General features: G+C 73.7%; 15 protein-coding genes. 10 read left to right on the top strand and 5 right to left on the bottom strand.

What is annotated here, in order from left to right; all coding sequences use genetic code 11:
• Positions 1-112: 112 nt before the first annotated feature.
• The 3 genes from ACWFQ8_RS05825 to ACWFQ8_RS05815 all read right to left on the bottom strand — a co-directional run bounded on the left by ACWFQ8_RS05825 (position 113) and on the right by ACWFQ8_RS05815 (position 4,158).
• Entirely contained in the window at positions 113-955 is an 843-nt protein-coding gene (locus ACWFQ8_RS05825; protein WP_453784945.1) for a YhjD/YihY/BrkB family envelope integrity protein, read from the bottom strand.
• 93 nt (positions 956-1,048) lie between these two features.
• A complete protein-coding gene (gene paaK, locus ACWFQ8_RS05820; protein WP_453784944.1) occupies positions 1,049-2,350 on the bottom strand; it encodes a phenylacetate--CoA ligase PaaK in 1,302 nt (433 codons plus the stop codon).
• A 167-nt stretch (positions 2,351-2,517) separates the two neighbouring features.
• On the bottom strand, positions 2,518-4,158 hold the full coding sequence (locus ACWFQ8_RS05815; RefSeq protein WP_453784943.1) for an acyl-CoA synthetase: 1,641 nt from the start codon (positions 4,156-4,158) through the stop codon (positions 2,518-2,520).
• Positions 4,159-4,347: 189 nt separating this feature from the next.
• Between ACWFQ8_RS05815 and ACWFQ8_RS05810 the strand changes: the two genes are divergently transcribed.
• The 4 genes from ACWFQ8_RS05810 to ACWFQ8_RS05795 all read left to right on the top strand — a co-directional run bounded on the left by ACWFQ8_RS05810 (position 4,348) and on the right by ACWFQ8_RS05795 (position 8,482).
• Positions 4,348-5,148, top strand: coding sequence for a crotonase/enoyl-CoA hydratase family protein (locus ACWFQ8_RS05810; protein ID WP_453784942.1), 801 nt, complete (start codon positions 4,348-4,350; stop codon positions 5,146-5,148).
• 144 nt (positions 5,149-5,292) lie between these two features.
• Positions 5,293-6,261, top strand: coding sequence for a Zn-ribbon domain-containing OB-fold protein (locus tag ACWFQ8_RS05805; RefSeq protein WP_453784941.1), 969 nt, complete (start codon positions 5,293-5,295; stop codon positions 6,259-6,261).
• Complete coding sequence (locus tag ACWFQ8_RS05800; protein ID WP_453784940.1) at positions 6,261-7,319, top strand: thiolase domain-containing protein; 1,059 nt, start codon at positions 6,261-6,263, stop codon at positions 7,317-7,319. Before ACWFQ8_RS05805 ends, ACWFQ8_RS05800 begins: the two co-directional genes overlap by 1 nt.
• Positions 7,316-8,482, top strand: a complete 1,167-nt coding sequence (locus ACWFQ8_RS05795; protein WP_453784939.1) for a thiolase domain-containing protein — start codon at positions 7,316-7,318, stop codon at positions 8,480-8,482. The genes ACWFQ8_RS05800 and ACWFQ8_RS05795 overlap by 4 nt, the downstream gene beginning before the upstream one ends.
• A 208-nt stretch (positions 8,483-8,690) precedes the next feature.
• Here ACWFQ8_RS05795 and ACWFQ8_RS05790 read toward each other — a convergent pair whose 3' ends face one another.
• Positions 8,691-9,098 (bottom strand): DUF3662 domain-containing protein, encoded by a 408-nt coding sequence (locus ACWFQ8_RS05790; RefSeq protein WP_453784938.1) that lies wholly within the window; start codon positions 9,096-9,098, stop codon positions 8,691-8,693.
• Positions 9,099-9,443: 345 nt separating this feature from the next.
• Between ACWFQ8_RS05790 and ACWFQ8_RS05785 the strand changes: the two genes are divergently transcribed.
• The 6 genes from ACWFQ8_RS05785 to ACWFQ8_RS05760 all read left to right on the top strand — a co-directional run bounded on the left by ACWFQ8_RS05785 (position 9,444) and on the right by ACWFQ8_RS05760 (position 15,543).
• Positions 9,444-9,683: a DUF397 domain-containing protein gene (locus ACWFQ8_RS05785; protein ID WP_453784937.1), complete on the top strand. Its 240-nt coding sequence runs from the start codon at positions 9,444-9,446 to the stop codon at positions 9,681-9,683.
• Between the two features lie 610 nt (positions 9,684-10,293).
• Positions 10,294-13,512: an AAA family ATPase gene (locus tag ACWFQ8_RS05780; RefSeq protein WP_453784936.1), complete on the top strand. Its 3,219-nt coding sequence runs from the start codon at positions 10,294-10,296 to the stop codon at positions 13,510-13,512.
• Between the two features lie 46 nt (positions 13,513-13,558).
• A complete protein-coding gene (locus tag ACWFQ8_RS05775) occupies positions 13,559-13,879 on the top strand; it encodes a maleylpyruvate isomerase N-terminal domain-containing protein (protein WP_453784935.1) in 321 nt (106 codons plus the stop codon).
• A complete protein-coding gene (locus ACWFQ8_RS05770) occupies positions 13,876-14,361 on the top strand; it encodes a maleylpyruvate isomerase N-terminal domain-containing protein (RefSeq protein WP_453785146.1) in 486 nt (161 codons plus the stop codon). The genes ACWFQ8_RS05775 and ACWFQ8_RS05770 overlap by 4 nt, the downstream gene beginning before the upstream one ends.
• Before the next feature lie 109 nt (positions 14,362-14,470).
• Complete coding sequence (locus ACWFQ8_RS05765) at positions 14,471-14,971, top strand: hypothetical protein (protein WP_453784934.1); 501 nt, start codon at positions 14,471-14,473, stop codon at positions 14,969-14,971.
• Between the two features lie 158 nt (positions 14,972-15,129).
• Complete coding sequence (locus ACWFQ8_RS05760; protein ID WP_453785145.1) at positions 15,130-15,543, top strand: SgcJ/EcaC family oxidoreductase; 414 nt, start codon at positions 15,130-15,132, stop codon at positions 15,541-15,543.
• A gap of 125 nt (positions 15,544-15,668) precedes the next feature.
• Here the strand turns inward: ACWFQ8_RS05760 and kstD are convergent, their stop codons facing one another.
• Positions 15,669-17,456, bottom strand: a complete 1,788-nt coding sequence (kstD, locus tag ACWFQ8_RS05755) for a 3-oxosteroid 1-dehydrogenase (RefSeq protein WP_453784933.1) — start codon at positions 17,454-17,456, stop codon at positions 15,669-15,671.
• Between the last annotated feature and the right edge of the window lie 31 nt (positions 17,457-17,487).

Genomic DNA, 17,487 nt, shown 5'->3' with positions numbered 1-17,487 from the left:
GCGGCGCGGGGCCTGAACGTCGCGGAGCCGGGGCGGCGCGGGGCCGGGGCGGCGCGGGCCGGACGGCGGCCGTCCGACGGGAGGCGGCCGTGACGGGCAGGGCGGCGGGCGGTCAGCGTTCGGTGGGGGAGCCCTCGGAGGGAAGGAGTCCGTCGCGCCGGAGGCGGCGCACGGTCAGGTGCTCGTGCAGCAGGCGGCCGACGAGGGCCCCGCCGTAGACCACGAAGCCGACGCCGACCAGCCAGGACTGGACGACCAGGAGCGTGCCGAAGGGGCCGTAGGTCACGGCGTTGGAGGCGATCAGCGGGGAGAACACCAGCTGGGAGAAGACGCGCAGCCCCAGCAGCCCGAGGCTGGTCGCCACGGCCCCCGGTACCAGGGCGCGCCAGCGGACCCGGCCGCCGAGCAGCAGCCACTGCGAGGCGCAGAAGAACAGGCACGTGGCGAGCAGGTCGCCGAGGGTCCCGACGGTGGTGCCGACCGTGTCGCTCGACGGGGCGGGGATCTCCACGAGCAGCGCGAGGTAGCAGACCAGCAGGGCGAGCCAGACGACGTGCCGCCACATGGTGTGCCAGCGGGCGGTCGGCACGTCCCAGACCTTCTCGTAGCCGGTCTGCACGGCCGAGCCGAAGGTCAGGCCGAAGACGGCCAGGGCGGCCAGGCCGAACGCGGTGGTCCGTTCCAGCGCCAGGTCCGCCGCGCCGAAGACCATCTCGACGCGGACCCGCGAGGACTCCGACACACCGAGGGCCTGGCCGAGCCACCGGCCGAAGCCGGAGCCGCTGCCCGGCGCGGCGGCCGCGACCACCACCAGCAGCGGAACCAGGGTAAGGAAGCCGAGGGCGGCGAAACCCATCGCCCGGTGCATCAGCTCCATCTCCCGGCCACGGCTCCAGGCCAGGCCCGCAAGGGAACCCTGGAGCCGGTCGTGGAGCCGCCGGAAGATCGAGGTCACACACCGAGCACTACCCCCGCGCACCTTCCAGGTCCCGGGCGCACCCCCGAAATGGGACCGAAGGGGTGGTGGCCCGGCGCCGGAGCGCGGGAGCTAACCGGCGCCGCGCAGGTCCACCAGGCGCTTGATCTTCCCCACCGACCGTTCGAGGGTCTCCGGGTCGACCACCTCGACCCGTACGGAGACCCCGATGCCCTCCTTGGCGGCCCGCACGACCGAGGCGGCCGCCGCCTCGCGGGCGGCCGTACCGGCCTCCCGGCGGGCTTCCACTCGTACGGTCAGGGCGTCCATCCGGCCCTCCCGGGTCAGCCGCAGCTGGAAGTGGGGGGCCAGCCCGGCCGTGCGCAGGATGATCTCCTCGATCTGGGTCGGATACAGATTCACCCCGCGCAGGATGATCATGTCGTCGCTGCGACCCGTGATCTTCTCCATCCGCCGGAAGGCCGGCCGGGCGGTGCCGGGCAGCAGCCGCGTCAGATCCCGGGTGCGGTAGCGGACGACGGGCATGGCCTGCTTGGTGAGCGAGGTGAACACCAGCTCGCCGTGCTCGCCGTCCGGCAGGACCGCACCTGTCAGCGGATCGACCACCTCGGGGTAGAAGTGGTCCTCCCAGATGTGCAGACCGTCCTTGACCGAGGCGAACTCCTGCGCCACGCCCGGCCCCATGACCTCCGACAGGCCGTAGATGTCCACCGCGTCCATACCGGCCCGCTCCTCGATCTCCCGGCGCATCTCCTCGGTCCACGGCTCCGCGCCGAAGACGCCCGTTCTGAGCGAGGTGGAGCGCGGGTCGATGCCCTGGCGCTCCATCTCGTCCAGCAGGGTCAGCATGTACGAGGGGGTGATCATGATGACCTCCGGCCGGAAGTCCTGGATGAGCCGGACCTGCCGGTCCGTCATCCCGCCCGAGGCGGGCACGACCGTGCATCCGAGCCGCTCGGCGCCGTAGTGCGCGCCCAGGCCGCCGGTGAACAGTCCGTAGCCGTAGGAGACGTGGACGATCTGGCCAGGGCGCCCGCCGGCCGCGCGTAGGGAGCGGGCGACGACATCGGCCCAGGTGTCCAGATCCCCGTCGGTGTAGCCCACGACGGTGGGCCGCCCCGTGGTGCCGCTGGAGGCGTGGACGCGGCGCACCTCGGAGCGCGGCACGGCGAACATCCCGAAGGGGTACTGGTCGCGCAGATCCGTTTTGGTGGTGAAGGGGAACCGCGCGAGATCGGCGAGGGAGCGGCAGTCGTCCGGATGTACCCCCGCCCCGTCGAAGGACCGCCGGTAGAAGGGCACCCGGTCGTACACGTTCCGCAGTGTCGCCCGCAGCCGGGTGAGCTGGAGCGCGGCCAGCTCGTCCCGGCTCAGCCGCTCGCCCCCTTCGGGGATGTCCGCGTACGCCGTCATGCCGTCACCTCACCGCGAGTCAACCGAACGATCATTCGGTAGATTGCCCGACCCCGGCCGGTAAATCAATGACTCGAACGAGTGATCGCTTGATGGCCCCGCCGCCCGCCGCCCGCCGCCCGCCGGGCTCACGTCGGACGCGTGCGGGGCTCGTGCGTGCCGGGTGGTTACTGGCCCGCCGCCGGGGAGTCGGCCTCCGTCGCCACCGCCTTCGCCCAGCGGTAGTCCGCCTTCCCGCTCGGTGAGCGCTGGATGGCGGGTGCGATCACGAGCTGGCGCGGGATCTTGTAACCCGCGAGCCTGCTGCGGCAGTGGCTCTGGATTTCGGCCAGCGTGGGCCGCGGCGCGCCCGGCCGGACCTGTACGACCGCGGCCACGTGACTGCCCCAGGTCGGGTCGGCGACCCCCGCGACCAGGGCGTCGTACACGTCCGGGTGGGACTTCAGTGCCTGCTCGACCTCCTCGGGGTAGACCTTCTCGCCGCCCGTGTTGATGCACTGCGAGCCGCGTCCGAGGACCGTGACGATGCCCTGCTCGTCGACCGTCGCCATGTCACCGAGCAGCACCCAGCGCTCCGCACCCTTCCGGAAGAAGGTCTCGGCGGTCTTGGCCGGGTCGTTGTAATAGCCGAGCGGGACGTACCCGCGCTGGGCGAGCCGACCCGGTTCTCCCACCGCCACCGGCTCGTGCGTCACCGGGTCGACCACCTGCGTACGGTCGTTGACCTCCAGCCGGAAGCCCCTCTCCGGGCCGGAGTCGTCCGTCGCCCGGCCGCTCGACCCGGACTCGGACGATCCGAAGTTGTTCAGCAGCAGGACGTCCGGTACGAGTCGCTGGAACTCGGCGCGCACCGTCTCCGACATGATCGCCCCGGAGGACGAGACACTGAACAGCGACGACAGGTCCGTCCCCTTGAGCGGTCCGTTCAGGGCGTCGACGAGGGGCCTGAGCATCGCGTCGCCCACCAGGGACACGCTGGAGACCTTCTCCTTCTCGATGGTGCGGAGCACCTCCTCCGGCGCGTACTTGCGGTGGATCACCACCCGTTGGCCGTAGTTGAAGGCGATGAACGACGTCAGCGTCGACGTGCCGTGCATCAGCGGGGGAGCCGGGAAGAAGGTGAGCCCGCTGCCGCGCGCGGCGACGCGCTCCGCCAGTTCCTCGGGCCGCTTCACCGGCTCGCCGCTCGGCTCGCCGCCGAACAGGCCCGCGAAGAACAGGTCCTCGGCCCGCCACATGACGCCCTTGGGCATGCCGGTCGTGCCGCCGGTGTAGATGATGAAGAGGTCGTCGGGGCTGCGCGGCGCGAACCCGCGCGCGGGTGAGCCGGCCGCCTCGGCGGCTTCGAAGGCGACCGGGGCGACCGCGGGCTCGCGGGCGCCCTCCGGGGCGGCCCCGACGCGGATGAGGTGGCGCAGCCCCGGCGTCTGCGGCAGCGCGGCCGCGACCCGTCCGGTGAACTCCCCCTCGAAGACGAGTGCGGCGAGGTCGGCGTCGTTGTAGAGGTAGACCAGTTCCTCCTCCACATACCGGTAGTTGACGTTCACCGGGACCAGCCGGGCCTTCAGGCAGGCCAGCACGGTCTGCAGGTACTCGATCCCGTTGTAGAGGTGCAGACCCAGGTGCTCGCCGGCCTCCAGGCCGCTGTCCAGCAGGTGGTGCGCGATCCGGTTCGCCGCCGCGTCCAGCTCCGCGTACGTGAGGCGGCGCTCGGCGCCGGTCCCGGGGTGGTCCACGTACACGAGGGCCTCGCGGTCCGGAACCACGTCCACGACCGATTCGAACAGGTCGGCAAGGTTGTACTCCACCGTTCCTCCTGACCCCGAAAGTTCCCGATGACTGACCGCAAGGCCGGCCTGCTCCGGCGGTCATTACAGCGCCGCCGAACACAAGTGGGAAGGCTGGCGTCCAAGAAATCTGACTGTGTGTCAGAAAACTATTGAACTGCACCCGCCCCTACTGCAACCTGTTCTAGGTCTTGAGACGGGAGGACGGCAATGGGTGGGACGGAACACCTGACCGTGGAACGGCACGGCGCCACGCTGGTGCTCACCATGAACAGGCCCGAGGCGAAGAACGCGCTCTCGCTGCCGCTGCTGGTGGGGCTGTACGACGGGTGGCTGGAGGCGGACGCCGACCACACCGTCCGGTCCGTGGTGCTGACCGGTGCGGGAGGGGACTTCTGCGCCGGCATGGACCTCAAGGCGCTGGCCGGCAAGGGCATGGCGGGCGACCAGTACCGGGACCGGCTCAAGGCCGACCCCGACCTGCACTGGAAGGCGATGCTGCGCCACCACCGGCCGCGCAAGCCGGTGATCGCGGCCGTGGAGGGGTACTGCGTGGCCGGCGGGACGGAGATCCTCCAGGGCACCGACATCCGGGTCGCGGGCGAGGGCGCCACCTTCGGGCTCTTCGAGGTCAAGCGGGGGCTGTTCCCGATCGGCGGCTCCACCGTACGGCTGCCGCGGCAGATCGCGCGTACGCACGCCCTGGAGATGCTGCTGACCGGACGGTCGTACTCCGCCGAGGAGGCCGCGCGGATCGGGCTGGTCGGGCGGGTGGTGCCGGCGGGGACGGCGCTGGATGCGGCGCTGGAGATCGCGGAGCGGATCAACGCGTGCGGGCCGCTGGCCGTGGAGGCGGTGAAGGCCTCCGTGTACGACACCGCCGAGATGACGGAGACGCAGGGGCTGGCGTCGGAGCTCCTGCGGGGGTGGCCGATCTTCGACACCGCCGACGCGAAGGAGGGGGCGAGGGCCTTCGCCGAGAAGCGGCCGGCGGTGTACCGGCGGGAGTAGCGCCCGGGCCCCGGCCCGGCCCCGGGGCGTCGCGGGTCCGGCGCCGCTGCCCGGACGGGGCTCCGTCCCGGGCCCCGTGCCTCAAGCGCCGGCGTGAGCGAGAGACAGCTGGTATTGCCCGTTGCGAACATCGGAGAGTCGCCCATGACAGCCCCCGCGTCGCCACCCGAGGTGCTCCGCGCGCCCCTCGTCGTCGAGTTCCCCTTCACCCGCTCACTCGGGCCCGTCCAGTCCGCCTTCCTCAGCGGCCTGCGCGAGCGCATCGTCCTCGGCGTGAAGACCGCCGGCGGCAAGGTGATGGTCCCTCCCGTCGAGTACGACCCCGTCACCGCCGAGGAGATCCGCGACCTCGTCGAGGTCTCCGCCACCGGGACCGTCACCACCTGGGCCTGGAACGGCCACCCGCGCCCCCACCAGCCCCTGGGCACCCCCTTCGCCTGGGTACTGGTCCGGCTCGACGGCGCCGACACCGCCCTCCTGCACGCCCTCGACGCGCCCGGCCCCGAAGCCGTGAGCACCGGGATGCGGGTACGGGTCCGCTGGGCCGGTGACCGGACCGGCGCCATCACCGACATCGCCTGCTTCGAACCCTGCGGCACCGCGGAGGAGAGCGCCCCCCACGGCGCCCCCCACGACGGCGTGTTCGCGGACGCCGTCACCGGCATCGTCGCCGAGGCCCGCCTCGACTACACGTACAGTCCCGGCCGGGCCCAGACCGCCTACATCAACGCCCTCTCCGAGCGGCGGACCGTCGGCGAGCGCTGCCCCTCCTGCCACAAGGTGTACGTACCGCCCCGCGGGGCCTGCCCCACCTGCGGCGTCGCCACCACCGACCAGGTGGAAGTCGGCCCGGCCGGCACCGTCACCACGTACTGCATCGTCAACATCAAGGCGCGGAACCTCGACATCGAAGTCCCCTACGTCTACGCCCACATCGCCCTGGACGGCGCCGGGCTCGCCCTCCACGGCCGGATCGGCGGCATCCCGTACGACCAGGTCCGGATGGGCCTGCGCGTCGAACCCGTATGGACCGAAGGCGGCCGCTACCCCGACCACTACCGCCCCACCGGCGAGCCGGACGCGGACTACGACGCGTACAAGGAGCTCATCTGATGTCCCGACACGCCCGCGAGGTGGCCGTGGTCGCCTTCGCGCAGAGCGACCACCTGCGCCGCACCGACGCGTTCAGCGAAGTCGAGATGGTCATGCCGGTCCTGCACCAAGTGCTGGCCGCGACCGGCATGAAGGCCGGCGAGATCGGCTTCACCTGCTCCGGCTCCAGCGATTACCTGGCCGGCCGCGCCTTTTCCTTCACCATGACCCTCGACGGGGTGGGGGCCTGGCCGCCGATCTCCGAGTCCCACGTCGAGATGGACGGCGCCTGGGCGCTGTACGAGGCATGGGTGAAGATCCAGACCGGCGAGGCCGACACCGCGCTCGTCTACTCGTACGGGAAGTCCTCGCCCGGCTCCGTGCGCGACGTCCTCACGCGCCAGCTCGACCCGTACTACCTCGCCCCCCTCTGGCCCGACTCCGTGGCCCTGGCCGCCCTCCAGGCCCAGGCGCTGATCGACGCCGGCGACACCGACGAACCGGCCCTGGCCGCCATCGGCGCCCGCAGCCGGGCCGCCGCCGGGAGCAACCCGCACGCCCAGCTCACCGGCGCCGTCCCGCAGGGCGACTACCAGGTGGCGCCGCTGCGCACCGGTGACTGCCCGCCCATCGGCGACGGCGTCGCCGCGGTGGTCCTGGCCGCCGGCGACCTCGCGCGCCGGCTGTGCGAGCGGCCCGCCTGGATCACCGGCATCGACCACCGCATCGAGGCCCACGGCCTGGGCCTGCGCGACCTCACCGACTCCCCGTCGACCCGGATCGCGGCCGAGCACGCGGGCGTCTTCGAACGGCCCGTGGACACGGCGGAACTGCACGCGCCGTTCTCCTCGCAGGAGGTCGTGCTGCGCAAGGCCCTCGGGCTCGGCGCCGAGGTGGCGGTCAACCCTTCGGGCGGGGCCCTCGCCGCCAACCCGGTCATGGCCGCCGGCCTGATCCGGATCGGCGAGGCGGCCGCCCGCATCCACCGGGGCGAGTCCGACCGGGCCGTCGCCCACGCCACCTCAGGCCCCTGCCTCCAGCAGAACCTGGTCGCCGTCCTTGAAGGAGACTCGCGGTGAGCAAAGAGCCCGTGGCCGTCGTCGGGATCGGCCAGACCAAGCACGTCGCCGCCCGCCACGACGTCTCCATCGCCGGGCTGGTCCGCGAGGCGGCCGCCCGTGCCCTCGCCGACGCCGGTTTGACCTGGTCGGACATCGACGCGGTCGTCATCGGCAAGGCACCCGACTTCTTCGAGGGCGTGATGATGCCGGAGCTCTACCTGGCGGACGCGCTGGGCGCGGTCGGCAAGCCGATGCTGCGCGTGCACACGGCCGGCTCGGTCGGCGGATCCACCGCCCTGGTGGCTTCCAACCTGGTCGCGGCGCGGGTCCACCGCACCGTCCTCACCCTCGCCTTCGAGAAGCAGTCCGAATCCAACGCGATGTGGGGCCTCTCGCTGCCCGTCCCCTTCCAGCAGCCGCTCCTCGCGGGCGCCGGCGGCTTCTTCGCCCCGCACGTGCGCGCCTACATGCGGCGCACCGGCGCGCCCGACACGGTCGGCTCGCTGGTGGCGTACAAGGACCGCCGCAACGCGTTGAAGAACCCGTACGCGCACCTGCACGAACACGACATCACCTTGGAGAAGGTGCAGGCGTCGCCGATGCTGTGGGACCCGATCCGGTACTCCGAGACCTGCCCCTCCTCGGACGGTGCCTGCGCGATGATCCTCACCGACCGGGCGGGCGCGGCGCGTTCGCCGAAGCCTCCGGCGTGGGTGCACGGCGGGGCGATGCGCAGCGAGCCGACCCTCTTCGCGGGCAAGGACTTCGTGTCACCCCGGGCGGGCAAGGACTGCGCGGCCGACGTGTACCGGCAGGCGGGCATCTCCGACCCGCGTCGGGAGATCGACGCGGTGGAGATGTACGTGCCGTTCTCCTGGTACGAGCCCATGTGGCTGGAGAACCTCGGTTTCGCGGAGGAGGGCGAGGGCTGGAAGCTCACCGAGGCCGGTGTCACCGAACTCGACGGCGACCTCCCGGTGAACCCCTCGGGCGGGGTGCTGTCCACCAACCCGATCGGCGCCTCCGGCATGATCCGCTTCGCGGAGGCGGCCCTCCAGGTACGGGGCCAGGCCGGCGAGCACCAGGTCCCCGGAGCCCGCCGCGCGATGGGCCACGCGTACGGCGGGGGCGCGCAGTTCTTCGCGATGTGGCTGGTGGGCTCCGAACCGCCCAGCTCCTGACGGCACCGGTCACGGCGCAACCGACCGGCCGAACCGCTCCGGCGCGAGGACGACCGGCTGCTCCCGCCGCCGCCCGGGCCCGAACGGCAATCGCACGCGCAGCGGCGGCCCCCCAGGCCGCCGTACTACCAGCGGCGGCCCCTCCAGCAGGTCCGCAGCGCTCCGTCCGGCGCCCGGGAGAAGCCGCCGCTCGCGGGGGCGCCGCCGGTCACGGGTCCGGAGCGCTCAGCGGCGCGGACGTGATGTGTGCCATGGGGGCACAGCGGACCTGATAGCGGCCGTTGGGGACGTGTTCGGCCGCGGCGAGCCGCACGGCGAGCGGCCCGGCCCATTCGTAGCCCTCGCGCTCACGGTGGTGCTCCAAGCGGTCGGTCAGCTCCTCCCCCACGACGGCCAGGTGCGGGCCGATCTCGGCGTACACGGGCGGAGGCAGCTCGACGATGTACACGTTCGGCACCACGGTGCGGCGGGAGCTGCACACGACGGCCTGCTCGTCGCACGTTCGGAGCAGCGCCCCCACCACCTCCGCCTCCACCCCCTCATGGCCGAACAGCTTCTCCGCGAGTGCTTGCTCGGCCCGCTCGATCGCTCGCTCCCAGCCCTTCAGCGTGTCCATGCACCGCACCTGCCCGGGTTCCGCGACCTCACGCGCCCCCCGAGGACGGCCGGACATGCCCGGGGCCGCCGGCGGGAGGCGACCACTTCCCGCTCACGGCCGACTTCTCCTGGACACCGTGCTCGACCGTCCGGGCGAGCGACTTCTTCGGCGGCCCCCACGGTGCGGCCTTGAACGACCCGGACGACCTCCCGTCCACGCCCCCCGACAAGTTCCGTACCTTGAGCTCCGGTTCGTACGCCGTGCGGGTACCGCACCTGTCACGAGTGACTCACCGTGGCCTGTGCGGCACCCGCCGCGATGGTTAACCTTGCCCCCGGACGACGTACCGGGAGGAGCACGCACATGGCCGAGAGCATGACCTCACAGGCCCTCGCCGGCTGGGGCAAGCCGGATCTCGATCTCACCGAGGCGGACTGGCAGTCGAGCAGCCGCGGGGCGGGTGACGTCCAGATCGCCTTCGTCGAGGGGTTCATCGCGATGCGCAACAGCGAGCGCCCCGAGAGCCCGTCGCTGATCTTCGCGCCGGACGAGTGGCGCAAGTTCGTGCTGGGCGCGCGGGGCGGGGAGTTCGACCTGACATAGCCGACCCGAGCGGCACCACCGGGCGCGGAGCCGCCGCCCCGGTGGGCCGCCCGGGGCCCTCACGACGTGCCCCGCGGGGAACCGGTTCCGGTGCGAACGGCCGCAGACACGGCCCCCGTGTGTACCGCCCGCACGCCCGGCCCGTGCGGACGGACGGCACGCACACGTGCTGCGCCGGGAGGACCGGCGCGGCCGGGTCGCCCACGACCGCACGGCGGGCCGGACCACCCCCCGCGTCCACTCCGCCCTCGACGCCGTCGGCCTGCCGCGGCCTTCGCCACCGAGCTCCGCGCACACGGGCCGAGCTGCAACGTCATCGCCGGCCACCCCGACGACCACCGGCCGCCCGGGCAACCGCGGCCGTAGCCGTGCGGGAGAACCTCGCGGCCCGTTCCGCGCCGGGCCGAAACCCCCGCCACGGCCCCGCCCGGACAACGCCCCACCCCGCCCGCGCCACGCTTCGTAGCGCCCGGGCCAAGGCTCGGCGGAGAAGATCGGAAACTTCCCGTCTATGGGCTCCGCGCCGCCGCGCGCGGGCGTACGCTGTTCCCCCGAACAGGCCTGGGGGGTACCAGCGATGACGGACCGCCGTAGCCGCAAACGGCGCACGATGGTCGAACGTGATGCCGAACTCGCCGTCGTCGACGAGGCCCTGGAGCAGCTCAGCAGCGCCGGGCCCGACGCCGGTGGCGCGCTGCTCGCGTTCTCCGGCCCCGCCGGACTCGGCAAGACCACGCTCCTCGCCGAACTGCGTCGACGGGCCCGGGCCCGCTCCTGCACCGTCCTCGCCGCCCGGGGCGGCGAACAGGAGCAGAGCCAACCCTTCCACGTCGCCCGCCAGCTCATCCAGCCCCAGCTGGCCGGCAGTTCCGAGCAGGAGCTGCGCACCGTCCTCGGCAGCTGGTACTCCATCGTCGGCCCGGCCCTCGGCCTCTGCGCCCCCGAACAGGGCGCCCCGCCCGACCCCCAGGGCCTGCGCGACGGACTCGACTGGGTCCTCACCCACCTCGTCGTGCAGCGCGCCCCGGTCGCCCTCGTGCTCGACGACGCCCACTGGGCCGACCCGGAGTCGCTCGGCTGGCTCGCCGCCTTCGCCCCGCGCGCCGAACACCTCCCGCTGCTCCTCGTCGTCGCGTACCGCCCCGACGAACTGCCGGCGCACGCCGAGGCGTTCCGTACGCTGCCCGGTCGGGCGGGACAGCGCCCGCTGCCCCTCGCCCCGCTCACCGAGACCGCCGTCGCCGCCCTGGTCCGCGAAACGCTCGGCGACCGTGCCGACGACGCCTTCTGCCGGGAGGCCTGGGCCGTCACCGCCGGCAACCCCTTCGAGGCCGTCGAACTCACCGCGAGGATCCGCGACAAGGGCATCGACCCGGTCGGCGCGAGCGCCCCGCTGCTGCGCGACCTCGCCGCAGCCCAGCGCGGCAGCGGCCTCGTCACCCGCCTCGAACGCCTCGGCCCCTCCACCGTCCGCTTCGCCTGGGCATGCGCCGTCCTCGGCACCGCCATCCCGCAGGAGATCGCCGCCCGGGTCGCCGCCCTCGGCAGGGAGGAGGCCGTGGACGCCACCGAGCGGCTGCGCGACGCCCGTATCCTGTCGGCCCCGGCGTCCGGCGCGCACCCGAGCCAGGGCGCCGCCGAGCCCGAAGAGGGCGCCCGCGGACTGGAGTTCGTCCATCCGCTCATCGCCACCGCCATCTACCGCGCCATCCCGGACGCCCTGCGGGTCGCCCTGCACGGCAAGGCCGCCGCGGCCGTCGTCGACGCCGGCCTCGGCTCCTCCGCCGCCGCCCGCCACCTCCTGGAGACCCACCCGGAGAACGACCCCTGGGTGGTGCGGACCCTGCGCGAGGCCGCCGCCGAGAACCTCCGGGCCGGCGCGCCCGAAGCCGCCCGCCGCCAGCTCGCCCGCGCCCTGCGCGAACCCCCCGACTTCGACGAGCGCGCGGCCGTCCTCTACGAACTGGGCTGCGCCTCCCTGCTCACCGAGCCGGCCAACACCGTCAACCACCTGCGCGCCGCCCTCGCCGAGCCCGTGGACGACCCGGCACTGAGCCAGGGCATCGTCATCCGACTCGCCCAGGTGCTCGCCCACAGCGACCATCTCCTGGAGGCCTCCGAAGCGCTGGCCCGGGAGATCCCGCACACCCATGACGCCCGGGCCCGGCTGCGCCTGCAGTCGGAGCAGTTCATGTGGGACGCCTTCAACGCCGCCGAGCCCGACTCCCCGGCCCGCTCGCGCCGACTGGCCAAACTCGCCGACCGGCTGACCGGCCGCGACCTCACCGAGCGGTACGTCATCGGACTCCGCGCCTGGGACGCCTGCCTGCGCGGCGAACCGGTGGACGTGGTGCTGCACCACGCCGGCCGCGTCCTGGAGGAGCACTTCAGCTGGGCCCACGAGGACCGGGGCTTCGAGGTGCCGGTGCTCGTCGCCATGGTGCACATGTACGCCGACCGGCCCGGCCGGGCCGAGGAGCTGTTCGACGCCGGCACCGCCGAGTTCGAGCGCCAGGGCTGGCGCGGCGCGCACCTCTCCTTCGCCTACAGCCTGCGCGCCTACATCCGCTACCGGCGCGGTCGGCTGACCGAGGCCGAGGAACTGGCCCGCGCGGGCCTGCGCCTCGCCGAGCGCGTGGGTCGGCGAACCCCCGTGCACTGGTACGCCATCGCCATCCTCCTCACCACCCTGCTCGCCCGGGGCCGGACGGAGGAGGCCTGGGAGCTGGCGGGGGAACACGAGTACGGGAAGCCCTTCCCGGCCGCCGTGGTCTTCCCGGACTCCCAGACCGTCTACGCCGAACTCCTCCTGGCCCGCGGCGACGCGGGAGCGGCCGCCGCCGAACTGGAGGCGGTGGACCGCCGGCTCACCCCGCGCGGCATCCAGAACCCGGCCTGGTGCCCGTGGCAGCTGCACCTGGCCCGCGCGGTGGCGGCGGACGACCCGGAGCGGGCGCGGGCGCTGGCCGCCGACGCGGTCCGCCGGGCCCGCGCCTTCGGCGCCCCGTCGGGCGTCGGCCAGGCCCTGCGGGTGGCGGCGGAGGTGGCGGCCCCGCAGGACCGGGTCGGCCTGCTGCGGGAAGCGGTCGCGCTGCTGACGGTCTCCCCGGCCGGGTACGAACTGGCCCTGGCGCTGGCCGCGCTGGGCACCGAGCTGCGGGACCCGGAGATCGTGCTGCGGGCCGTGGTGACGGCCCGGGAATGCGGCGCGGACGCCCTGGTGGAGGAGGCGACAGGGGCGCTGCTCGCGCTGGGCGGGGTCGTGCCGTCCGGGGCGCCCTGGGAGGACGCCCCGACCGAGGAGGAGCTCAAGGCGGCCCGACGCGCGGTCCGCGCCACCCGCGCCGCCCCGCCCCCGGCCGCCGCCGCCCCGCCCCCGGGCGGAACCCTGGCCCCCGACCGTGCCCCGGCCGCCGCCCGCCCCCAGGCCCGGGGTGCGGACCCGGCTCCGGTTCCGGCCTCCCACCCGGCCCCGACGCCGGTTCCGTCCCTGGCCTCGGCGCCGATCGCGGCTTCGGCACCGGGCACGGCTCCGGCCCCGACGCCGGTTCCGGCACCGGACCTGACCCCGGCTCCGGCCTCGGTCCCGGCACGGGGCACGGCTCCGGCACCGGTCGCCGCCTCGGGTCCGGCCCCGGCCCCGGACCTGACTCCGGCCCCGGCCCCGACCCCGACCCCGGTCTCGGGCGTGGGGGCAGGCGGCGGCGCGGTGCAGGTGCTCGGGGCGTGCGGGGGCGACTCGGATCTGTCCGGGGTCTGCCGCAAGCTGGGTACCGACGTCTCCGGCCTGCCCGCCGCGCTGGAGGCGTTCGCCCGTAGCCCGCGGTGAGCGCACCGGGCCCCCGGGACCCGGGCCCGAGAACGGGAGAGCCCGCATGATCCACATCCGCCGGCTCTCCCACCCGCGCCACGCGCGCAGCGAGACGGACGCTTTCGAGCGGGCCGTCCACCGCGCCCTCCGCCCCGGCGGACCGCCGCCCCTCGTCCCCTCCTGTCCCGGCTGGTCGGTCTCCCACCTCGTCGGGCACCTGGGCGGCGGGCACCGGTACGTCGGCCACATCCTGCGCGGTCACCTCACCGAAGAGCCCGATGCCCGCGACCTCACCCGGTACGGGCTCCCGGCCCACCGGCAGGTCCTCGCCGCCCGGCCGCAACCGACCGGGCGCCGAACCGCGCCCCCGTCCCCGGCGCGCTGACGGACTGGTGCGCGGAAGGGGCGCGGGGCCTGGAGGCACTCCTGCCCGAACGCGGCCCCGACGAGCCCGTGTGGAGCCGGTACACGGACCGGACCTCGGGCTTCTGGGTCCGGATGCAGATGATCGAGCCGGCGGTGCACCGCTGGGACGCGCAGTCCGTGACGGGCCCCCGGCCCCCTCGATCCGGACCTGGCCGCGGACGCCGTGCTCCAGGTCCTGGAGGTGATGGCCCCGTCGCGGCGGGCCCGCCCCGGCGCCGCGCCGGCGGTACCGCTTCCGGCGTACGGACGGCCCGCAGTCCTGGACCGTCACTCTCCCCGGAACGGGGGTCCGCCCGAAGCCGGGCTCCACGGCCCCGGTGGACGTCGAGGCCGAGGGCCCGGCCTCGGACCTGGCCCTCTTCCTCCGCCGCCACCGCCCCCCGCGTGTCCGGCGACACCACCCTGCTGCCGCACCACTTCACCCCGGTGCCGCCGGCCTGACGGATCCGGCGGCCCGGCGGCCCCGGCGGGGGGCGGCCGGGCCGCCGGGCACCGGCGGTACGAGGGGGCCCGGGGCCGGAAAACCCCTACGGCCACGTACCATGGCGGCATGTCCTTCCTCCGCCGCCACCGCGCCGCCACACCCGCCGGCCCGGACTTCGACGTCCTGGCCATGGACCCGGGGGACTGGCCGGGCAATCTCGGGGCCGGGCTGCTGCCCGCGCCCGACGGCAGCTGCCAGGGTGTCTTCCTCCGCTACGACCTGTTCGGCGGACGCGGCCCCGCGATGATCATCGGCAACCTTCCCCAGGGCTCCCCCGCCCGGGACCTCTCCGACGGGCAGGTCCCCTTCGAGGTGGCCCAACTCCTGGACGCCCTGGAGAACGACGAGGACGTCGAGGTCACCGGCGCCGAGGACTGCCCCGTCATGCAGGGCGACAACCTCCTCATCGTCCGGAAGATCAAGCTGTCCGAGTCCCGCATCTCCTGCGTCCAGTTCGACCGCAGCGACAACGTGCTGGTCACCATCGCCAGCTGGGACCGCCCGATCACCGACGACCTCTACGCGCTGCTCAAGCCGCTGCCCGCCGAGCTCTTCCAGCAGGGCTAGGACGGGCCAGGACCTGTCCGGCCGGCCATGTGCATGTCTCGTGCCGGGCGGTGCCCCGGGCTCGGACTGCCGAACAACGTGCGCCGGCATCGCACCGGATGCCCGGTGATCCTCGCGTCGCCACACCGCTTGACCTCAATCACGCTTGAGGTGTGACGATGATCCGCATGACCACGGAATCCACATCCCACGCGGCGGACATCGAAGCGATCAGCCGGCTCGTCGCCACCGTCGAGCACTCCCAGCGGAACAAGGACCCCGAAGAGTTCCTCGGCCTCTTCCACCCTGACGCGGTCTGGACGACGGCCCACGGCAAGGTCCTCATCGGCCTCGACGCGATCTCGGAGTTCACCCGCAAGGTCCTCCCCGCGGCCAGCTGGGACGGCAAGGTCACCTACGAGGTGGTCCACGTGCTCTTCATCCGCCCCGACGTCGCGGCGGTCAAGGTCCGTCAGCGCTACCTGGCTCCGGGCGAGGAGAGCGAGGGCGCCCCGCTGTACGTGATCTCGAAGCAAACCGACGGCCGGTGGCTGCTGACCGCCTGCCAGAACACGGGGGTCGTCGCCGACTAGCTCGCCCGGCAAGGGTGTTCGGAGCCAGATCGTGAGGGCTCTTACCCTGGCAGTGCCGAGGTGGAACGCGGACCCGAAGCAGTCACATGATCGGCCGGACGGGTCATCATCGCGCACCGACGACGTCACGCGTCCGCGAGGTCGTTCGCCGCCACGTAGCCGAACGTCATCGCGGGGCCGATCGTCGATCCGGCCCCCGCGTAGCTGCGGCCCATCACCGCCGCGCTCGCGTTGCCCGCCGCGTACAGGCCGCGGATCACCGATCCGTCCGCCCGCAGCGCCCGGGCCCGCGCGTCCGTCACGATGCCGCCCTTCGTCCCCAGGTCTCCCGGCACGATCTTGAACGCGTAGAACGGCGGAGCCCAGACCGGCGCCAGGCACGAGTTCGGGTGCACGTTCGGATCGGTGTAGTAGTGGTCGTAGGCCGTCGCACCGCGGTGGAAGTCGCTGTCGTTGCCCGTCCACGCCTGCGCGTTGAAGCGGTTGAGCGTCGCCCGGAGCGCGCCCGCCGGGACCCCGATCCGGCCGGCCAGCGCGTCCCAGGTCCACGCCTTCTTCGCCGCCCCCGCCTCGTACCACGCGTCGGGGAAGACGATCGTCGGCGGAATGTCCTTGAACAGGTACTTGTTGCGGTAGTTCTGATCCACGATCAGCCAGGCCGGGATGTGCGAGCCGGCCGCGTTCCGGTCCCTGTCGTACATCACGTGCACCACGTCGCTGTACGGGGCGGCCTCGTTGACGAACCGCGCGCCGTTGCCGTTCACGATCAGCCCGCCCGGCAGGGTCCGTTCGGCGAGGCAGAAGTACGGCTCCCCGGGCAGCGGGATCGACGGGCCCCACCACGCGTCGTCCATCAGCGCCAGCGCCGCGCCCGCACGTTGCCCCGCGCGGATGCCGTCCCCCGTGTTCTCCTTCGCGCCCACCGACCACTGGGTGCCGATCGGCTGCTGCTGGTACTGCGCCCGCATCGCGGCGTTGTGCTCGAAGCCGCCCGAGCCGATCACCACCCCGCGCCGGGCGCGGACGGTGCCCCGTACGCCCGCCTGCTCCACCACGACGCCGGTGACGGCCCCGCCCTCCTGGACCAGATCGACGAGCGGGCTGCTCAGCCACACCGGAACCCCGGCCCGCTGCAACCCGGCACGGAGCCCGGCCGCCAGTGCCTGGCCCATCGTCAGCGGCTTCTCGCCGCGCAGTGCGGCCTTCGCGCCCCGCGCGAGGCACTCGGTGGACACGGCCAGCCCCTTGGCGTTCACCGCCGCCAGGTTGAGCCACTTGTAGTCCGCGCTGAACACCACCATCCCCGCCGGGACGGGCATGTACGGCGGGTTCAGGCGGGCCAGTTCACCGCCCAGGATGTTGCCGTCGATCTGGTCCGGCTCGATGGACCGGCCGTTCGGCAGCCCGCCCGGCAGGTCGGGGTAGTAGTCGCTGTACCCGTCCATGAAGCGGAACGCGAGCGGGCTGTGGGCCATCACGAAGTCCAGCATCCGCGGACCGTTGTCGAGGAACGCCGCCTGCCGGTCCGCCGGCACCTCGGGCCCGACGACCGCCGCTAGGTAGGTGGCGGCCTTCTGCGGGGTGTCCGGCACCCCCGCCCCGAGGATCACGGAGTTGTTGGGCAGCCAGATCCCGGCGCCCGAGCGCGCGGCCGATCCGCCGAAGGTGGGTGCCTTCTCGACCACGAGCACGCTCAGCCCGCGCTTGGCCGCGGTGAGCGCGGCGGTCATCCCGGCGGCCCCCGAACCGACCACGACCACGTCGTACTCGCCGAGCGGCGGTCCGTCGGCGGCGTGCGCCGCGCCGGACGCCAGCACGGACGCGGCGATCCCCGCTCCCGCACCGGCGAGCACGGTCCGGCGGGAGGGGCGCGGGGAGGAGGAACTGCTGGACGGGGCGGGGCTCGCGGTCATGGGCAGGCTCCAGCGGGGTGGGGAGGAAGAG

This window comes from Streptomyces sp. NPDC055254 (assembly GCF_053606025.1).
This window is presented reverse-complemented; position numbering and strand designations above follow the sequence as displayed.